Annotated in this window: 23 protein-coding genes and 1 tRNA gene; 23 read left to right on the top strand and 1 reads right to left on the bottom strand. The window is 45.5% G+C overall.

The window, feature by feature from the left end; all coding sequences use genetic code 11:
- The first annotated feature begins 220 nt into the window (after nt 1–220).
- From BN3910_RS05205 to BN3910_RS05115, 22 genes are all read left to right on the top strand, one after another.
- Nucleotides 221–481, top strand: coding sequence for a hypothetical protein (locus BN3910_RS05205; RefSeq protein ID WP_066925005.1), 261 nt, complete (start codon nt 221–223; stop codon nt 479–481).
- The gene (locus BN3910_RS07780) at nt 463–636 is read left to right on the top strand and encodes a hypothetical protein (protein ID WP_156469877.1); all 174 of its coding nucleotides are present in this window, start codon (nt 463–465) and stop codon (nt 634–636) included. The genes BN3910_RS05205 and BN3910_RS07780 overlap by 19 nt, the downstream gene beginning before the upstream one ends.
- Nucleotides 623–937, top strand: coding sequence for a hypothetical protein (locus tag BN3910_RS07775; protein ID WP_148417330.1), 315 nt, complete (start codon nt 623–625; stop codon nt 935–937). Before BN3910_RS07780 ends, BN3910_RS07775 begins: the two co-directional genes overlap by 14 nt.
- Complete coding sequence (locus BN3910_RS05200; RefSeq protein WP_187367691.1) at nt 927–1,088, top strand: hypothetical protein; 162 nt, start codon at nt 927–929, stop codon at nt 1,086–1,088. Before BN3910_RS07775 ends, BN3910_RS05200 begins: the two co-directional genes overlap by 11 nt.
- Before the next feature lie 100 nt (nt 1,089–1,188).
- Nucleotides 1,189–1,506 (top strand): hypothetical protein, encoded by a 318-nt coding sequence (locus BN3910_RS05195; RefSeq protein ID WP_066925002.1) that lies wholly within the window; start codon nt 1,189–1,191, stop codon nt 1,504–1,506.
- Nucleotides 1,507–2,064: 558 nt separating this feature from the next.
- On the top strand, nt 2,065–2,391 hold the full coding sequence (locus BN3910_RS05190; protein WP_066925000.1) for a transposase: 327 nt from the start codon (nt 2,065–2,067) through the stop codon (nt 2,389–2,391).
- A gap of 11 nt (nt 2,392–2,402) precedes the next feature.
- Complete coding sequence (locus tag BN3910_RS05185; RefSeq protein WP_066924997.1) at nt 2,403–3,257, top strand: IS3 family transposase; 855 nt, start codon at nt 2,403–2,405, stop codon at nt 3,255–3,257.
- 701 nt (nt 3,258–3,958) lie between these two features.
- Nucleotides 3,959–4,444, top strand: a complete 486-nt coding sequence (locus BN3910_RS05180) for an NUDIX hydrolase (RefSeq protein ID WP_066924995.1) — start codon at nt 3,959–3,961, stop codon at nt 4,442–4,444.
- A 119-nt stretch (nt 4,445–4,563) separates the two neighbouring features.
- Nucleotides 4,564–5,079, top strand: a complete 516-nt coding sequence (locus BN3910_RS05175; RefSeq protein ID WP_066924993.1) for a helix-turn-helix domain-containing protein — start codon at nt 4,564–4,566, stop codon at nt 5,077–5,079.
- A 227-nt stretch (nt 5,080–5,306) separates the two neighbouring features.
- Nucleotides 5,307–5,834, top strand: a complete 528-nt coding sequence (locus BN3910_RS05170; protein ID WP_066924991.1) for a hypothetical protein — start codon at nt 5,307–5,309, stop codon at nt 5,832–5,834.
- A 48-nt stretch (nt 5,835–5,882) separates the two neighbouring features.
- On the top strand, nt 5,883–7,415 hold the full coding sequence (locus BN3910_RS05165; protein WP_066924988.1) for a hypothetical protein: 1,533 nt from the start codon (nt 5,883–5,885) through the stop codon (nt 7,413–7,415).
- Nucleotides 7,416–7,505: 90 nt separating this feature from the next.
- On the top strand, nt 7,506–8,237 hold the full coding sequence (locus BN3910_RS05160; protein WP_231862187.1) for an alpha/beta hydrolase family protein: 732 nt from the start codon (nt 7,506–7,508) through the stop codon (nt 8,235–8,237).
- Nucleotides 8,238–8,295: 58 nt separating this feature from the next.
- Complete coding sequence (locus tag BN3910_RS05155) at nt 8,296–8,802, top strand: DNA-deoxyinosine glycosylase (protein WP_066924986.1); 507 nt, start codon at nt 8,296–8,298, stop codon at nt 8,800–8,802.
- A gap of 77 nt (nt 8,803–8,879) precedes the next feature.
- A complete protein-coding gene (locus BN3910_RS05150) occupies nt 8,880–9,152 on the top strand; it encodes a type II toxin-antitoxin system RelB/DinJ family antitoxin (RefSeq protein WP_066924984.1) in 273 nt (90 codons plus the stop codon).
- The gene (locus BN3910_RS05145) at nt 9,149–9,331 is read left to right on the top strand and encodes a type II toxin-antitoxin system YafQ family toxin (protein WP_231862186.1); all 183 of its coding nucleotides are present in this window, start codon (nt 9,149–9,151) and stop codon (nt 9,329–9,331) included. The genes BN3910_RS05150 and BN3910_RS05145 overlap by 4 nt, the downstream gene beginning before the upstream one ends.
- A 402-nt stretch (nt 9,332–9,733) precedes the next feature.
- A complete protein-coding gene (locus BN3910_RS07770) occupies nt 9,734–10,315 on the top strand; it encodes a hypothetical protein (RefSeq protein ID WP_148417328.1) in 582 nt (193 codons plus the stop codon).
- A gap of 40 nt (nt 10,316–10,355) precedes the next feature.
- Nucleotides 10,356–12,434 (top strand): DUF3825 domain-containing protein, encoded by a 2,079-nt coding sequence (locus tag BN3910_RS05140; RefSeq protein WP_066924982.1) that lies wholly within the window; start codon nt 10,356–10,358, stop codon nt 12,432–12,434.
- Nucleotides 12,435–12,458: 24 nt separating this feature from the next.
- Nucleotides 12,459–12,917 carry a GNAT family N-acetyltransferase gene (locus BN3910_RS05135; RefSeq protein WP_148417327.1) on the top strand — a complete coding sequence of 153 codons (459 nt, stop codon included), beginning with the start codon at nt 12,459–12,461 and terminating at the stop codon, nt 12,915–12,917.
- Nucleotides 12,918–13,131: 214 nt separating this feature from the next.
- Nucleotides 13,132–14,493 (top strand): MurT ligase domain-containing protein, encoded by a 1,362-nt coding sequence (locus tag BN3910_RS05130; RefSeq protein ID WP_066924978.1) that lies wholly within the window; start codon nt 13,132–13,134, stop codon nt 14,491–14,493.
- On the top strand, nt 14,490–15,188 hold the full coding sequence (locus tag BN3910_RS05125; RefSeq protein WP_066924976.1) for a hypothetical protein: 699 nt from the start codon (nt 14,490–14,492) through the stop codon (nt 15,186–15,188). Before BN3910_RS05130 ends, BN3910_RS05125 begins: the two co-directional genes overlap by 4 nt.
- A 68-nt stretch (nt 15,189–15,256) precedes the next feature.
- Nucleotides 15,257–15,342 (top strand) — tRNA-Ser (locus BN3910_RS05120).
- Nucleotides 15,343–15,792: 450 nt separating this feature from the next.
- Nucleotides 15,793–16,989: an ATP-binding protein gene (locus tag BN3910_RS05115; protein WP_066924974.1), complete on the top strand. Its 1,197-nt coding sequence runs from the start codon at nt 15,793–15,795 to the stop codon at nt 16,987–16,989.
- Between the two features lie 128 nt (nt 16,990–17,117).
- On the opposite strand, the gene BN3910_RS05110 is transcribed toward BN3910_RS05115, so the two are convergent.
- Nucleotides 17,118–17,864: a DUF1287 domain-containing protein gene (locus BN3910_RS05110; protein WP_082790318.1), complete on the bottom strand. Its 747-nt coding sequence runs from the start codon at nt 17,862–17,864 to the stop codon at nt 17,118–17,120.
- Between the two features lie 292 nt (nt 17,865–18,156).
- Between BN3910_RS05110 and BN3910_RS05105 the strand changes: the two genes are divergently transcribed.
- On the top strand, nt 18,157–18,648 hold the full coding sequence (locus BN3910_RS05105; protein WP_066926237.1) for a PaaI family thioesterase: 492 nt from the start codon (nt 18,157–18,159) through the stop codon (nt 18,646–18,648).
- The last annotated feature ends 1 nt before the right edge of the window (nt 18,649 follow it).

Genomic DNA, 18,649 nt, shown 5'->3' with positions numbered 1-18,649 from the left:
GTGACAAAAGCAGAAAGGAGCCGCCTTGCGCGGCTCCTTTTGTTTTCCTCCTTAAAAGTCTCCTGGTCATGACCTTGTTGCTGATTGCCTCATCCTTCGGATACAGATAACGGCGATTAATTACGATATTCTCAGGTACTTACCACAAAACCTGCAATCCATACAAGGACAGAGAATTCTGGATGAGGAATTTCATAATGCCTCTATCGGAAGGCTCACCTTGGAGGGAACCGATCAGGATACGGAACAGTTGCGCAAGAAGATGCTGGCGATTGACGGCGTAAAAGAAGTAGGAGACGTAGAAGAAGTAGAAGGCGTAGAAGACGTAGAAGACGTTCTTTCCAAGTCCTCGGTGGTGGGCGAAATGTTGCCGAAGGAAATTTTGCCGAAGGAAATGTTGCCGAAGGAAATTTTGCCGGTGGATGTGCATATTGACTATACGCTTAATGGGCAAAAGATCAGATGCTCACGAAGGTGTTAACATCGGGCATTCGTGATATCTTCCGTTCTGTTTTAGATGCCGATCAGTTGGTGGAAGCCTCCGGAAAGTTAACGGATGCACAGAAGAAGTTGACGATGGGAATCACGGCGATCGGCGAGGGAGTGCGGGAACTCCTCGCCGGTGCGCAGGAGTAGACGTGAAAACCGGTCTTTTCGAAGAGAAGCGTCTCCGGCTTTAGAACCGGTTGCCGATCTTCCCGACTATGCGCAACAGATGGCGCAGGGAGGCAACCAACTGGATGCATTCTCTAAACTTGGCGATACCCATGTCGAGGAGGCGCTGACGAGCATGGGGACGATGTCGCCGCAGTGGGCAAGGCATCCCAAGCGCTGGCAGACCTTTCCGGTCGGCTTCCTAATGCGGAAAAAGTTAGGCGTTCAAAGAAGGCATGAAGCAAAGTGCGGTGGCTTCCAACGGTATCACTGTGGCATTTAGACAGTTAGCGGACGGGATGGATGCCCATTCTACGGCATTGAACGAAGGTGCGGAGGAGCTTGCTGAAGTACTTTCTGCGGCATTGAATGAAGGAGCGGAAGAGCTTGATGAAGCAATTTCTGCGGTGGAAGAAAAAGCACGGGGCCTTTGAACTGACCCTCTAAAGTTGGATTTTTTGGCCCAGTTTTAGGGGGTCACTCTATCTTTCAGCGTTTTCATCCCTTCAGGAGCAAGGAATTTCTTCTCTTCATGTGGGCATTCGCCATCTAACAGATGGTTTGGGCGAGTTGGCACAAGGCAGTGCCACCTTGCGGGCGGGCAGTGTCGTTTTCCGCGATAACTTACAGGCTTTTGCAGCTAAGATGGGCGAATTTAAGGAAAAGGACATGGATGAAATCGATAAAAAAGCCGGCTCTTTACCGGAGGTGAAGACCATTCCGGACACCATGTCGGATCTTGCAAAAAAGGATGCTTCCTTTACCGATGTCGGCGAAGACTTTCGGGCAAAATACCGGATTGTGGAGAAAATTAAGTTGCCGAAAGCCGGGGTTTCCCGGATATCAAAATAGGATAGTACTGTTTTGTCGAATACGGCTGCGCTGCTTTTCAGCGCAGCCGTTTCTTTGCTTGGGATAGGGGCTGGGGTTGCTGGGAGTTGGGGATGAGGCGAATCGGTGGTAGGTAAAGAGGGGAACTGGGTCGGAATGGGCGTAGCTGCCCCTGGCAAATGAGTGATTTTGGGATTAACCAGGGTCGAAAGAAGAAAGCCGCTCCTGGCAAACGGGTGATTTTGGGATTAGCCAGGGGCGAATACCACGAAATCGCCCCTGGCAAATGGCATGTTTAGTATTTAGCCAGGGTCGAAATGGGGCGGCTACCCCTGGCAAACGAGTGATTTGACATTAGCCAGGGTCGAAAGAAGAAAGCTGTCCCCGGCAAACGTGTGATTTTGAGATTTGCCAGGGTCGAAAGAAGAAAGCTGCCCCTGGCAAATGGCATGTTTAGTATTTAGCCAGGATCGGAATGGGGCGGCTACCCCTGGCAAACAAGTGATTTGACATGTCCCCCAAAAAGTAGAGCCTTAAAGAACAAAAAGATACAATGAAGAAAGGCTTAAGGAGGATGACATGACACGACGGAGATACACGAAATCTTTTCGAAAACGCGTAGTGGAAGAGGCATTAAAACCGGAATTCGAAGGCAAAGAATTTCTTGTTGCAGAGAAATACCATATCCAAACCTCAACGCTTTTGCGCTGGATGGACTTGTTTAACAACTATGGGGAAATGGGCTTAGCAGATAACATCCAACAGTTTCGTAAGAAAGAGAGCACGTTCACCCGTACGCAGAAGCAGAGGGAAGCCGCTAAGGACAAAGAAATCGCGGAATTAAAAGAGGAGATTGCCATCTTAAAAAAAGCCGCGGCCTTTCTAGCCAAGATGCCCCGAGACTAAAATTTGCATTCATGTATCGCTTTCGTCATGAACATGCAATTGCTAGAATGGCCAAAGTTATCGAAGTCTCTGAAAGTGGCTATTACAAGTGGAAAAACGCGCAGAAAGCGCAGACACTGCGTCAAATTGAAAACATGCAGCTCTCAAAAGAGATCGGAAAAATTTACGATCAGAGTAAAGCCGTTTATGGGATACGAAAGGTCACGGCGGAGTTAAATTCCCAGCGACAAAAGGTAGGAAAACCGCCTGTGAATCACAAGCGGGTGGAACGCATCATGCGGGAAAATCATTGGCATTCCAGAGTGCGACCAAAATTCATCGTCACCACCGATTCCTCGAAAACAAGAAAACCAGCGGAGAATCTCCTTCAGAGGGATTTTGTTGCCAAACAACCAGGGGAAAAGTTCGTCAGTGATACCACCTATGTCCCAACGCCGCAAGGAACGCTCTATGTTGCTGTGATTTTAGACCTTTATGGACGATACCCGTTGGGTTTGGCCATGAGTACAAAAAACAATAAACAATTAGTGATGGAATGCCTGGATGATGCGCTGGCAAGGCATACCTTAAAGCCTGGATGCATTGGGCATTCCGATCGTGGATCGACCTATGCTTCGGAAGACTACCAAAAGCTTCTCAGAGAGAACGATATTCGCTGTAGCATGAGTAAGAAAGGAGACTGTTGGGACAATGCAGCAATGGAAAGCTTTTTTGGTAAGATGAAAACCGAGTGGCTCTACCAGATGCCACAAACCATTCGAGAAGCAAGAAAACGGGTCTACGAATATGTATGGGCCTTCTATTCGAAAGAAAGAAGGCATGCAGCAAATGGCTACCAAACCCCTTTTGAGGTTTATTACGGATGAGGTAGAAATAGCAAATCTACACTCTACCATTTGGGGGACAGTTCAATTTTGAGATTTGCCAGGGTCGAAAGAAGAAAGCCATCCCTGACAAATGGTATGTTTAGCATTTAGCCAGGGTTGAAATGGGGAGGGCTACTCCTGGCAAACGAGAGATTTTGAGATTAGCCAGGGTCGAAAGAAGAAACCTGCCCTGGCAAACGGGTGATTTTGGGATTAGCCAGGGGCGAATACCACGAAATCGCCCCTGGCAAACGAGCATTTTAGTATTTAGCCAGGGTCGAAAGAAGAGAGTCGCCCCTGGCAAATGGCATGTTTAGTATTTAGCCAGGGGCGAAAGAAGGAAGTCGCCCCTGGCAAACGAGCATTTTTGTATTTAGCCAGGGTCGAAACGGGGATGGCTGCCCCTGGCAAACGGCAAAAAAAGCCATCAGCCAGGGGCGAATACCTTGAACCAACCCTGGCTGTACGCCGAAACTACCATTTGCTGGGGACATACGCAGAAAAGGCATCAATCAACCATCGAAGGCATCAATCAACCATCAAATAATGAAATTCGCTCCCTTCTCCATATAAGGAAAAACAATTGACTCGTTTGCACGATGTAGACTACACTCGTTGATAACCGAAATTCACAAAGCAAAAAAATAAGACAATTTCCAAGCAGCAAATCCCTATATCAGAAAAAGGAAAGGACAAAAACAATGCAATACGATTGTGCTATTAGGAATAAAAATCAGGCCTTTCGATATCGAGCGGCAGCCATTATCGTCGAAGACAATTGCGTCTTGTTTGCAGGAAATGAAACAGATGATTATTTCTACTCTGTAGGCGGAGCTGTCCACATCGGAGAGACAGCCGAAGAAGCGGTGAAAAGAGAAGTTTTGGAAGAGACGGGCGTTTCCTATGAAGTAGATCATCTGGCCGTGATCCATGAGAACTTTTTCATGGGAAGCTCCGGCTTGCAAGGCGTCGAGTGCCATGAGCTTGCCTTCTATTACGTGATGAAATCTATGGGGAAAAGGGTGGTTACAAGTCAAAGCCGCACCATGTCCGGGGTAAAAGAGACGATGCATTGGATACCGATTGATGAACTGGATAACGTTAAGGCGTATCCATCCTTTATGAAAGAATTTCTTCAAACACCACATACAGGCGTTGCGCATATCCTTACGGATGAAAGGGTGTAAATTGCGTTTTAGAGGAAAGAATAAGATACTTTAGGCGCTTATGTTATTCTACGTTGCTTGTAGCAACGGCCTGTCGTACCTACACTGAGGATAACAACGAAAGAAAGGAGGTTATCCGTATGCTTAGCGAGAACATTCGATCGATAAGAAAAGCGAAAGGGCTGTCACAAGAAGAATTTGCCATCAAGCTCTATGTGGTGAGACAGACCGTGTCCAAATGGGAGCGGGGCTTATCGGTTCCGGACGCCGAAATGCTGATCCATATCGCAGAGATTCTCGAAACACCGGTGAGTGTATTACTTGGTGAAACGCAGATGGAGACAGAGCTGCCCACTAATGATTTGAATGCCATTTCTGAAAAACTGGAGGTTATTAACCTGCAGCTGGCACGCAGCAAGAAGGCGAAACGACAAGCTTTACACTGGCTATTTATCCTATTCTGTGCACTACTTGTGCTCATCGCTGCCGTTCTGCTTGCACAAGACAGCTCCTATTTAGGATGGGATTTTTATGATCCCGAAACGGCAGTCGCCGGCACATTCTTTCATGCGTTTGAATGGCTCTTTGTCCGATTGGCTCCGCTTGCTTTCATCGGCGCTGTTGTTGGCATAGTGTTAACAAGACCGAGAAAGTAAGACAGTTTAAGGCTTGTTATTGCCGGTTTGGTTCAACAACAGAGCGTGTTATACGAGTGGCGTTCTTCCACTTCTACTTCACAGAAGCTACTTAGCAGTCAAGGTCTGTAATCATCCTTTTGAATGATTACAGGCCTGTCTTGTTTTGCTACCATCATAATACAGAAGGGCTTTGTGATGCTAAGGTCTCTATAAACAGAGAATGACTGACAAGGAGGTTAAGAACAATGAAAAAAACATACCGCATAGTAGCTTTGATTTTTGTTATCGCCTTGATCACCTTTTTGTCCTCCTGCAACAAAGACAGTAAAGATAGCGAAGAGGGAAAAAAAGCCGGGCAAACGTCGGAGAAAAGGCAGAATGATGTCTATGAAACGAAGCTGCTTTCCGTAGAGGTTCCGAAAGGATGGAAAAGCATAGATAATCAGGAGAAAGCCGATTCGGCATATATTTATAAGGGCGACAAGGAGGCCACGGAGAGCCCGGCTGTGGTTATCACTTATTGTGATCCGGATACGCAGATGCTTTCACCCAAGGAAATGTATAAAGATGCTAAGGATATTGATCCGGTTAAGATTGGGGACTACACCTGGGAAGGCTTTACAGCAGAAAGTTTCGACTATCCCATAACCGTTTTATTGTTGAAAGAACCCCACCAGTTGCAGGTACTACTCTTTAATGAAGTGGAAGGTCAGAAAATTAGCCTGGAAGATGACGACGTGCAGGCCATCATCCGCAGCATAACTATAAAATAAGACAACGCGAATCGACGGACGTGCGGAGGATTACTGTGGAGGGATATCATGAAAACAAAGACGAAAATCTTGTTTATTTTTATGATGGTGGCGGTTCTTCTTTCCGGGTGCAATAAAGAAAACCATTCAACGAATGCCGGAAAGGAAAAGGCGAATACGGAAAATTCCGTAGTGGAAGAATCGAACAAGATAGAATCTCAAGGGACAGGAGAATCGGACAAGACGGCACCTACAGTGGTGAACGAGGCGAATAAGAAGGGCTCGAAAGGGACAGATACGCTAAAGCCGGTTGATGGGGCAACGATCGGCTCCATGTCTTCGTATGTTGAGGATCGAGAGATTTGGAAGGACTTCATCGATACAAAATACATCGATTCGGCAAAAAGCGAACCGCTCGGCATCCACGTGCCAAGAATTCTTTTGGATTCTGCGGACGCAAAGGCGGCAAACGCGGAGATTGACGGTTTGGTCAACAATATGCGGGAGCAATACGAGACGAATAAGAAGGATATAGAAGGCCTTGATATCGGAATCTATTCTTCTTTTTCCGTATATCAGGATGAGAGGGTGCTAAGCGTCATGGTGACGGACTCCAATATCTGGGAGGGCAAGACTCCTCAGTATACCGTATTTAATTTTTCGCTTCCCGAAGGCAAGCGTATGGATGATGACGCGCTCATGAAGCATTTTGGCGTGGAGAAAGACGAGATCCTGGGCGTGCTTGAAGACAGTTTGCGAGAGGTTCAAGAAGCAGACACGAACACCTACTACAGAACGACCACCGATTTATCGTATCTCTACAATCCAAACAACTGCACCGGGCTGATTCTCAATGATCTATGGGATAATTTCGAATCGAAGAGTCGCCAAATCTATATCGACGAAGTGGGCACACCCACCTTTATTTTTGCTCCCTATACCAGCACAATGATGGCGCGTAGTCCGGCGACGTTGAAACTACGAGCGGACCGATTTGATTCCGACCCGATTTCTCCGACCTATCTGCGAATGGCGAGGCGTCTTGGCATCAATCCCACGGATGAAAAACACAAAGCATTTGTTATCTATCTCGGCTCTGCCTTCGACAAGAATAGCTTGAAAGAGCCCCTTGCCAAACTGGATGCCTGGACGGGCGTGTTTACCAACTATGAAGATCCGCGGATGCTCCTTGCGATCAAAGAGAGCGAAGGCGGCAATAAGCCTTACCTCATTGGCGAGGAGTGTTACCTGATCATTCCGAAGTATGAGAATGCCTCGATTTCTCTCAAAGAATTGGAACCGACGGATGAGGGCAAATTAAAAGAGGTGGGGAATATTCATCTGGACAACCTCTCCGCTACGGGAAACACGTTTATCTGTCAAAACATAAGCGACATCGCACCAAATGCGAAAATCACCATCCGCTATAGAGATGATGTCTTGGAATTTTCCCCTTCCATCAGTCTAAAAGACGGCAGCTTGCTGTTACCGGAAGAAGTGACGGACGCAGAGGATATCCTCGACTGGAATCGATTCGTGCAAAAAGACGTCTATTCACATAATCTATTTGAACGCATCCTCTCCATAATGGGAGAGGGCTGATCGTGCCCGATGACGCTGATTGGCCTTGCTTTTTGCAACCTCCATGCTTCCGACGCCTTGGCCAGAGTAAATACGTTTAAATAAAGAGTATTGAATCGAAGCAAAAGGGCATGCTGTAATATGGGCGCATGGTATGCGCAAAGTCTCTGCGCGAATTCCGTTGTCGAAGACAGTGGGAATTTTCCGGATTTACCGATTGGTTTGTTTGGACATAGCTGGGGCGGCTATAGCGTTTGCAGCGTACTTACGTATCACCCTGAGGTGAAGGCAGTTATTGCATGTTGTGGAACCAACAGCTCTTCCGATATTTTTGAAGTCGGAGGAAAGGAAGAGGTGGGCAATGGTATTTATGCGATGATGCCGTTTGTGAAGATCCATGAATGGATGAAATATGGGAAGTACGCTACGAACGCAGCAATAGATGGCTTTAAGGCGAGTGATGCAGCCATATTGATTGCACATAGCGAGGATGACGAGACGGTTCCCATACAGTATGGATACGATTTGTACTATGAAAAATATAAGAGTGATCCGAGATTTACTTTCCTCCGTTTTCAAGACAAAGGGCATAGTTATTTTTTCGATGATAAAAACAACACGTACCGTGAAGAGTTCAACGCTACATTTAAAAAATGGGCAGATTCTCTGGACTATGCTTACGAAGCAGAGGAAAACAAGCATCGTTTTATGAAGGACAAGGCGCAGTATATTGAAGACCTTCTTGATAGAGAACGATGGAGTAACCGGCTTGATATCAACCTGTTTGAACAATTTGTTGCCTTTTATGATGAAAACTTAGAAAATGTGGAGTCCGGAAGCTGAATACTATGCTTTCACCGGATAATGTAAATATCATTTAATGGGAAAGGAAAAAATATCAATGTCACAAAAAGAGCAGGCCGGTTCCCAAACGATCATCCACCCTCTGGAGCCTGTTTATAGAGCGGATTCAAGACTCCTCATTCTGGGCTCTTTTCCCTCAATAAAAACACGGGAATACGGTTTTTATTATGGTCATCCTGCAAATCGTTTCTGGCCGCTTATGGCAGCCCTTTTTGAGGAAAGTGTCCCCATGGAGATTCATGAGCGGAGAGATCTTCTCCTTCGTCACAAAATTGCCGTTTACGATAGCATCTATCAATGCGATATTATCGGATCCAGCGATGCCAGTATTCAAAACGTCATTCCCACCGATTTGCAAAAGATTTTTGCTGCTGCCGATATTCGCCGAGTTTATTGTAACGGGGCAACGTCCTATTTTTATTATCAGAAGTATCATGCGAAAGACAGTGGAATTTCGGGAATCAAACTCCCTTCTACCAGTCCTGCCAACGCCAGGTATCGTCTGGACGATTTGCTGAAGGAATGGAAAATAATCGTGGACTAATGTGTGCAAAATAATGACAATATTTTTACAGTGCACGAAAATTTGCACATACTATAGATGAAGCGGAGGTGTTATGTATGGCGACGACGAATCTAAATATTCGAACGGATAAAGAAGTTAAAGAACAGGCAGATGCTGTTTTTGCTGCGCTTGGTTTGAATATGACTACAGCCATTAATCTGTTTTTACGAACGGTAATTCGTGAACAGGGGATTCCTTTTTCGCTCAAACTGGATGTTCCTAATGATTTGACCGCTTCGGCTATTGAAGAAGGCAGACGTATTGCTTCGGATAGTAGCGTGAAGAGATATCGCAATATGGAAGATCTTAAGGCAGCCCTTGAATCATGAAATACGAAGTAAAGTTTAGTAATCAGTTCAAAAAAGATTTAAGGCTTGCAAAGAAGCAAAACAAGTTGCTGGATAAGCTCTATAGCTTGATTGATATCCTTGCTGGTGGCGGCACGTTGGAGGCTAAATATCGCGATCATGCTTGTTTTAATGCTATACCGTTTGGGAACGCATTCTGAACTGTTTAAAAAATAGAATTTACCTCGTGTTTGATGTGATTGGTTGGGCGCTGATCAAGCACCCTTGGAGGTTGTCCATTAAGGAATTCTATATCGATTACCAACCTTGGATTTCTCTTATTTATCTCGCAATATTTTTAAGCCCTGTGATGGAGTTCCTTATTCGAGGATTAAAATACTTGAAGGCTTTATATTATCTGTTTTTAGAAGAAGGAGTTTCTTCCGGCATGAAGAGTGGACAAGCTTTTCGTCGCACGATTATTCACTCATCAACTATGCTATTGAAGAAATGTGACACAAACGGCAAAAATCTTCATTAGCTGCTCTACGCGAATACGAAGAGATGAAGGCTCATCCCGAAAACTATAAGCGTTATGCAAACTTCAACAAAGCTATGGAGGATTGAAGAGTATTATACCGTCATCATCCATTTTTAATGGCAAGGATGGTGAACCTAATTTTGCTTGTTACTTCCGCGCACCTTTCTGTAGAGTGGATTCGCCAAAAACAGAGAACACCCTCTACGTCGACGTGTGTTCCTGTAGAGCGTTTTTGCCGGAAACGGGAAAACCCCTCTACATCTATCCACGAATAAGTAGAGCGTTTTTGCCGGAAACCGAAAAACCCCTCTACACCTGTCCTCGCACCTGTAGAGCGTTTTTATCGAAAACGGGAAAACCCCTCTACATCTGTCCACGAATAAGTAGAGCGTTTTTGCCGGAAACGGGAAAACCCCTCTACATCTATCCACGAATAAGTAGAGCGTTTTTGCCGGAAACCGAAAAACCCCTCTACACCTGTCCTCGCACCTGTAGAGCGTTTTTATCGAAAACGGGAAAACCCCTCTACATCTGTCCACGAATAAGTAGAGCGTTTTTGCCGGAAACGGGAAAACCCCTCTACATCTGTCCACGAATGCTGAAAAAGCAAATACTTAAAAAGACGAGCGTTGCCGTCTCGTGCCCACATAAAAATCATGTATAATCAAGGTATTCACTGATTTCAAAGAGCACAGGAGAAGATTATGCGCGGCACCATTCAAAAAATTGAAACGAATAAAAACAAAGAGCTCGTATTTTTTGGCGAAATACGTGGAGAAGATGGACGGACATACCGTTTTGATCTGCGAAATTGGACAGACAAGAGCCTTACCCTTGCAGACATTCCTCGTTTTGCGGAAGTGGAATTTGATCTGATGGAACCGAACCTCAGCGGCTGGATTTATCCCAAAAATATTGCGTTGACAAAGACGTCTGAACAAGCGACCGGATGGACGCCGGAACAAACGACCGGATGGGCATCGAAACAAGCGACCGACCGGATAGCGGAACAACCGTCAGAGAAAATGGGAAAAATCGCGATTGGGCAAGCGGTGAGCCGGGCGATCGACAGGGACGGAGATTGGGCGACCGGCCGGGAAAGTGGACGAGCGTCCGCGCAAACCGCACCGCAAAAAAACTTCATGCCCACCAATCATCATCATGGTATGCTGCAAGAATTTGCCTATATCAAGCAAAATTTTATTCGTTTGGCGCTCATGGAAATCATTCCGAATTTTGTCGACACGGAATTTGCCTCCGAGAGCAGCGTGTTCTGGAAAATTGCCACCACTTATAATGCGCTCCAGGATGAGGATTTCGTTTTCTCCGGAAGCGGAATAAATGAATCGGTGACGTTTCCCAGCGGTTTTGAAACGCCGGAAGGGGAACCGATTCTTTTGCTTTGCAAGAGAAACAAAAACAATGCGCAGCCATGGGTTTCCGATCAATTGGTCATCGGAGAAAAGAAAGTTGCCTCCATATTCAACGTATTTTATTTTAATTGGTACGATGTGGAACAATCTGTTGCGGAAATGATTCCGGAAGCTAACCGTTCGGCACAGGACATTGTTCGGAGCATGGAAATTCGCTATCTGAATGCTCCGCAGGATCTGGTTTATTTGCAAAACGGCGTGGTTTCCTCTGCCGAGGAAGCAGACGAATTATATGTTCCGATCGGCATAAATATGCCCACCGGAGAGGAAATTTATTTGCTTTGTCGTAAACGCAACGGAAAGATGGGGTATGGCTGGTATTTCTACTCGGCAACCCATGCCAATGCCGGCTTTAAGGTGTTTGATAAGAAGCTGTGGCTTGAAAAATGGTCCGGCCCCTTAGACAATGATGTTCTTCGGGAGCTTGCCAACCAGACGATGGAGGAGCGCTGGTCGTTCGGTACGAAGGAAAACTTCGGTATTTTGCGCAGCTATTTGCAATATACATTTTCGCATCAGGTACAAAAAAATAAAATGGATTACGATGCCGACGGACAGTATGCAGCGTTTAATACCGGCTTGCCGGATCGCAACACGTATAAATATCTGCATGCGATCTTTTCCCGTCTTCCCGAAGAGCGGCAGAGAGACGTGCATCCGCTCTATTGTCGACAGGAGTATCATTTGGAAGGTTTTGTCGTTTCGGGTCGTGGGGGACTGGGAAAAATCCTTTCTGAAAAAATCGGCTTACCGGCACCGCCGACCTATTTCCAAACGAGAAACGAGACGGTGTGGCAGCTCGGCTTTAACGAAAGCAATCAAATTACCATTCCGGAATACGACGATACGCATATTTTAATTCAGCGCTGCGAGCGCATTCCGTTGGCGTTTTATCGCAACCAGGCGATGAATTCGCCACAACTTTTGGCGATTTTGGATTCGTCGGATACGGATGCGGAAAAGTACAAAAAAATAAGGGATCTGTTAAAGCCCGTCGTGATCGACAATCAACCCAATGACGAAATTACGAATTTCTATCGCCGCTTACAAAATGCCTTGGAAAATGTCATCAGCATTGCGATTAAGCGCCTGGCCTGGAACTGGCGAGCGGTGGTTCCCTGCTACAATCCGGAACGGGAAGAATCATGTTTTCTTTTGCCGGTGTCCTTTTCCGAGGATGACCGCACCGATCGAGCCATGATTGCTTCTTGCAATGAGATGAATAAAAACAACATTTACACGATTCACACGGTCATTTTTTTGAACTGGGCTTACCTGGACGCGCGCCTCATTTGTCGGCCGGAATCGGAATGGCTGATTGCTGACCATATCGACGAAGAAGAAGAGTGATTATGATAAGGACAGGACGTGAATATGTTTGCGTATAAAAAGGTTACGGTTTCCCTAAAAGACAACGTCATTGAGGAATTGGTAGCCCTATCAAAGGCGTGGGCGGAGGAATACACCTGTCCTGCTTATAACGCAAATGATCCCGGTGAATTTGTAAATCATGATGTCTATCTTGTTACCGATGAGGGAAAAGCTGTTGCCTATGCGTTAGGGCATGTTTACGTAATGGAAGAGAAGCACACTTACAATGAAATTGGAGAAACGGCGTTTGAGCTCGATGAAATTGTTGTGGCAAAATCCTATCGAAATAGAGGGATTGGAAAAACGCTGTTTCGATTTATTGAACAAGATGTTTCGGATCGTGTAGAGGTGATCCGCCTGGTTGCTACATCCTTTCAATATGAACGGTTATTGCATTTCTATGTTGAGGAAGTAGGCATGACTTTTAATCATGCGGTATTGGTAAAAAGAACATCCTTCTAAAAATCCCCCTTTGCCAAGATAAACGGCAAAGGGGGTAATGTTTACTTCATCCACTTCTTTATAATAAGTGGTACGTACCGGTCAAATGAACCGATGAGCGAAGCCCGGTTTCGCCAATTCCTTCGGTGGGGAAATTGACAACCACAAGCCTGTTCAATATAATGCATAGGCACATTTTGCCTGTTGTATTGCATTTTGCGAGGGTGTTATCCATATGAAGAATAAAGTCTCCCTGCTGTTAGGGAAAGCGGTTAAGAAAGCGGTCAATCTTGTCGGGAAAGAGGGTTCCGATTTTACGGGAACGCTGATTTCGCGACTTGATCCGTCCCTCAAATATCGAATAGCCAAGCCGGAAAAAATCATTTGCGTATCCGGAACGAACGGCAAAACGACAACCGTCAATATTTTAGCGGATAGTGTACGCTTATTAGAGGGAAAGGTTTCCTCCAATTTTCACGGCGCTAACTTGGAACACGGTGTTTTGGCGGCATTGATGGATTCGTCCTCTCTGCAGGATACGCAGCCGAAGGTCGGCGTGTATGAGGTGGATGAATTAAGCACCTATCGCATTTGCGATTTCCTCACGCCGAACACCTTTACCGTTACCAATTTGTTTCAAGATTCCTTTGAACGAAATGCGAATACCGGTTATATCAAAAAACGGCTATCTTTCGGCATTCCCAAAGAAACGAAATTGCTGTTGAATGCCTCAGATGCCATTTCGGCATATCTTTGTCCGGAAAATGAACGCATCTATTTTGATGTGTTGCCGTTGGCATTTGAGACGCAATGCCTGGATTCCAAAATTCAGGATCTCATCTACTGTCCCCATTGCGGGCGCAAAGTGAATTGGTTGTTCAAACGGTATCATCATTTGGGACGTTATCATTGTGATTGTGGAAACTTCCGCAATCCCGAAGCGACCTATTTTGTCTATGATGCGGATCGGGAAAAACGCATTCTGTTCATTCAGGACCACGATCAAAAGATTACCTTGCGGGCGATCGGTACATCGGTCGAGAGCATGTATAACCAAATCGCCGCCTATGCGACTTTACGGGAAAACGGCTATACCTATGCGCAAATTGCTTCCGTCATGGAGCAAATTGAGCTGACGAAAGAACGCCATCAGGAATCCCATTATGAAGATATGCATTTTTACAGCATCGTCACGAAAGGCTATAACCCGATTGCCGTGACAAGAAATCTGGATGCCATTCGGAAAAATCGAAATCGCAAGGAAATTATCTGGATTATTGAGGATTATTGGGAAAAGACGACACCCATGCGTACGCCGGGATGGCTTTTTGCCGTGGATTTCGATTATCTGGACGAGACCGTGTCACATTTTATTATTCTGCGGTCTCGCAATACCTATGAGATCAAACTCAGCTGTTTGCTGGATGGAGTACCACCGGAGAAGATTGTGGTTGTTGATCGTGTCGAAGACATCAATTCCATTATCGATCCAACGATAAAGGATATTTATCTCCTGCATGATTTTGGACCACCCTGGACGACGATTGCCAAAGAGTTCGAGACGACGATCATGAAGGGGCGAATGGAGCAGTCATGATATTTGAAGTGCTATACGATGAATTTTATATCTTCGGCGAAAAGGCGAATGTGGAGTATCTGAAACGGATGTTTCCCGATGATACGGTTCGAGAGACGTCTTTTGGCGAAGTGCCGTGTTTTACTACGCAACCGGTTGACGCAATTTTTCTCGGTCCCATGCAGGAGTCCAATCTGGAGCGGGTAACGGAAGCGCTGATGCCGCATCGCGAGAAGCTCAAAGAATGCATCGAGGAAGGCGTTCTCTTTGTTGCACTGAATAATGCGCTGGACATCCTCGGCCGCTCGCTTGACGTCGTGGATGAGGGAGAGATGCCTACGCTTTCCCTGTTTGACTATACTGCCGTGCGCGATTACATGAAGCGTTATTCGGAGCTTTTTGTTGCCGATTGGGATGGAGAGGAGATCATCGGGGAACGCATGGGTTTCAGTCAATACTATGGCAATGAAACTTGCGCGATTTATATGTCCAAGACCGGTAAGGGCTTCAATGCGGATACGAATCTGGGGGGCTACCGCTACAAAAATGCGTTTTTGATCGATGCGCTCGGGGTGCTGTTGGTGACGAACCCCCCTCTTGCCCGGCGTCTGTTCGCCTATTTCGGCATCAATAAGCCCCTTCCATTCGAAAAGGAAGGGGAAGAGGCATACACGAATAAATTGAATCTGTTGAAGACCGATTTCAAATTATCCTAACGAATCATCCCACTCCGGACTTGCGGTTCTTTGTTGCTTCGTGTAGAATTGTTAGGCATCAGTTGTGCGGAGAAGTATCGAAGTGGTCATAACGGGGCTGACTCGAAATCAGTTTGTCCTTCGGGACACGTGGGTTCGAATCCCACCTTCTCCGTAATAAAAAAGAAGGGCCGAAGCGCCCTTCTTTTTTATTTTTGAAAACGGAAGGGATTCGAACCCGGGTAAGATTGTCAGGGCCCCCAAGAGCGGCGTAGTCGCGATTGGTATGGGCCCGGCATGCGGCTCAGCCGCAATCCCACCTTCTCCGTGGTAGGAAAATGCCCGCCCTTGATTTTTCAAGGAAACGGGCATTTTTTAATGCTTGTGCTATTTAGCTTTGCCACTCTATTTCATTATTTTATCGAATAAAGTTAACATGAAATCTAACATGAAATGAACTTTTCAAAATCTTGCGTAGATTCTTTCCGTCTACGCTTGGTGACGTGCGTGTAGATATCCTTCGTCTCCACTTTCAAAACTTTATTTATTTTAAAGTTTTGAAAGTGCGGTGGTATACTACATTCAGAAGAAGAATTATCTTAACGTTTTGAAAGGGAAGAGAAGAATGAAACTTATCTATCGTCAGCAATATATGGACAGATTGAAAAAGCTTATCGGTACACCAGACATAAAAATCATTACTGGAATGCGAAGGTCGGGAAAGTCGGAAATCCTAAAAGCTTTAAAAAAGGAAATGATGGAGAGGAACGACAAAGCAAATATCATTATGATTGATTATGCCGACTTGAAATTCGATCCATTGAAAAAGTATAAAAAACTCTATCAGTATGTAGAAGAACGATATCATGCCGGGGTGGATAATATTCTATTGATTGATGAAGTACAACTATGCGACCAATTTGAATTGGCGATTAATAGTTTTCATAATAGTCAAAAGTATGATATTTACATTACCGGCTCAAATGCATTCCTATTAAGTTCGGATTTAGCTACATTGTTTACCGGCAGATTTATTGAGATTCCTATCTTCCCTTTCAGCTTTAAGGAGTATTGCCAGTATTTTGAAATTGAGGGGAGTATGCTGGATCTACAGCAATATTTAGTGAATGGCGGAATGGCGGGTTCCTATGTATATACGGAAAATAGAGACAGAATGCAGTACATTGAAGATATATATAGAACCTCTGTAAAACGCGATCTAGTTGATAAATATGGAATTACCGAGCATGCTCTTCTTGACACATTAACCGACTATTTGATGGATAACGTTTCAAATTTAACGACGGCAAACAATATCAGTAATACATTAAAGCAGAACAAAATGAAGACAAACCACATAACCATTAAAAATTACCTCCAATATCTTTGTAGTGCGTTTCTTTTTTACAAAGTAAAAAGATATGATGTTCGAGGCAAGAAGTACTTGGAGACGAATGATAAATATTATCTTGTGGATCCCTCTTTTCGCTTTGCGCTATTGGGCACTCGTAATATGGATTATGGTAGAATGTATGAAAACATAGTAGCGATAGAACTATTGAGACGAGGATACGCTATTTATGTGGGCAAGTTATACGAAAAAGAAATTGACTTTGTTGCGTTCAAGAATAACGAAAAGTTATATATTCAGGTTGCTGATCATATTTCAAACAAAGAAACATGGGAAAGGGAGTTGTTACCTTTGGCTTCCGTAAAGGATGCGTATCCAAAAATGATTTTCGCTAATACAGGCCATGCACCTTATGATATTGAAGGAATTAAGATTATGGATCTCGCATATTGGCTAAAGCATGACCAATAAATTCGATCTTTTCATGTGATATCGCAACAAGAAACTCTCCCGGTACGTTCGTCCAGTATTGTCGTTCAGAACGTAATAGATGCCGCTCCTGGAGCTGGAATATGACATTATTCTTGCCAAACAGCGCTTCACTCCGACATCCGATAATGCCCCTCAATATCGTTGCGACTTTCCAGAATATCCTGCTCATAGCCAAGCTGTGTCGGCGAGCCGTTGTGTAACACATAGGGAATGCCGCGGGCATTGCGGTGGTCGGAAACCATGCCGATGTGATCCGTAAAGATTACAATGTCGCCGCCTTGCCACTGGCGAATGTCCGCAAAATCGGTTGCCTTTTTTATCGCACAATGGGCAAAAAAGACCTTCAGGTTGCGCACACGACGAAAATCGATATTGGGATCGGGGATGTCGATATCGTAGTCTTCGGGGTGTTTGTCGATATCTTCCGCCACCAGTGTCTTAAGATCATAGCCGGCGTTGAGGAGCGAAAAGGCGACGACGTCGGTACAAACGCCGTACTCATCGTTAGGATAACCGTTCGGGTAATAGCGGCTTTCATATATGGGATTGGTGGAAAGGTAGGCAATAGTTCCTTGTAAAATATCGGTCTGGTCGTCGATACCGTCCCCGTCGCGATCAACGGAACTGGTGACTTGGGTGATCGATTCTTGATAGGCGTTTGGAAGACGATGGAACCCTTGCAACAAATACGTTTTTCTAAGCCACCAACCGCCGGCAAAAAGCAATAGAAGAAAGAGAAGGGGAAGAAGGCGATGCTTTTTTCTCGGTTTCCCCGAACGACGTGTATGAACGGACGCCCTGTGATGCGAGGAAAAAGATGAAACGGATGTTTGACGGGATGACGTGCGTGGCATAGGCTCTCCTTTCGCCTCTTCTTTTTTAGTGTATTCCGCGAATTTGTATTTTTAGGCGACATTTTTTAAGAATGTATTAAGATCGTTCACAACGAGATTCTTACGCATTCATGCATAAGGAAAATCTTAGTAAAAAACCTTGTCTTTACAAATTTATCCGTAAGGTAGTTGTGGAAAAATCACCAGCCTTTCCGGATTCCGTCTAAAGGGAATCCGTGCGAACCATTCCATGCTACAATGGGGAAAGAGGAAAAGTTGCTAAAACAGGGGAGCAAGCGAAATGGAGAAAACCATGATGGAGAACAACAAGGCGATGGCCATCGCCATTCAGGAGACATACGGCGAGCGCTTTCAGCACTGCTGGGGATGCGGACCGAAAAACGAAGAAGGAATGCATATTAAATCGTATCCGACCGAGGACGGCGAGCGGTGCGTCTGCTGCGTGACGCCTTCCAAGCAGTTTACCGGCGGTGTGCCGGCCAATCTTTTCGGCGGAATGATTGCGATGATTTTCGACTGTCACGGCACAGCCTCGGCGGCGTGGTTTTCGCATCGTAAGAAAGGGCTGGCATTGACGGCGGATACCGTGATCGGCCGGTTCATTACTGCGCATCTGGAAGTGGATTTTAAGAAGCCGGTGCCGATGGATATAGAAGTAACCGTCACCGCAACAGCGGAAGAAATCGGCGAACGCAAAGTCATCGTCGCCATGGAAATGGAAGCGGACGGCGAACTTCGTGCCAAAGCGCGCATGGTGGCCGTCGGCGTCAAGGACAACATGTAAA

Origin of the sequence: Murdochiella massiliensis, from assembly GCF_900059565.1 — a bacterium.
Classification (GTDB): Bacteria; Bacillota; Clostridia; order Tissierellales; family Peptoniphilaceae; genus Murdochiella; species Murdochiella massiliensis.
This window is presented reverse-complemented; position numbering and strand designations above follow the sequence as displayed.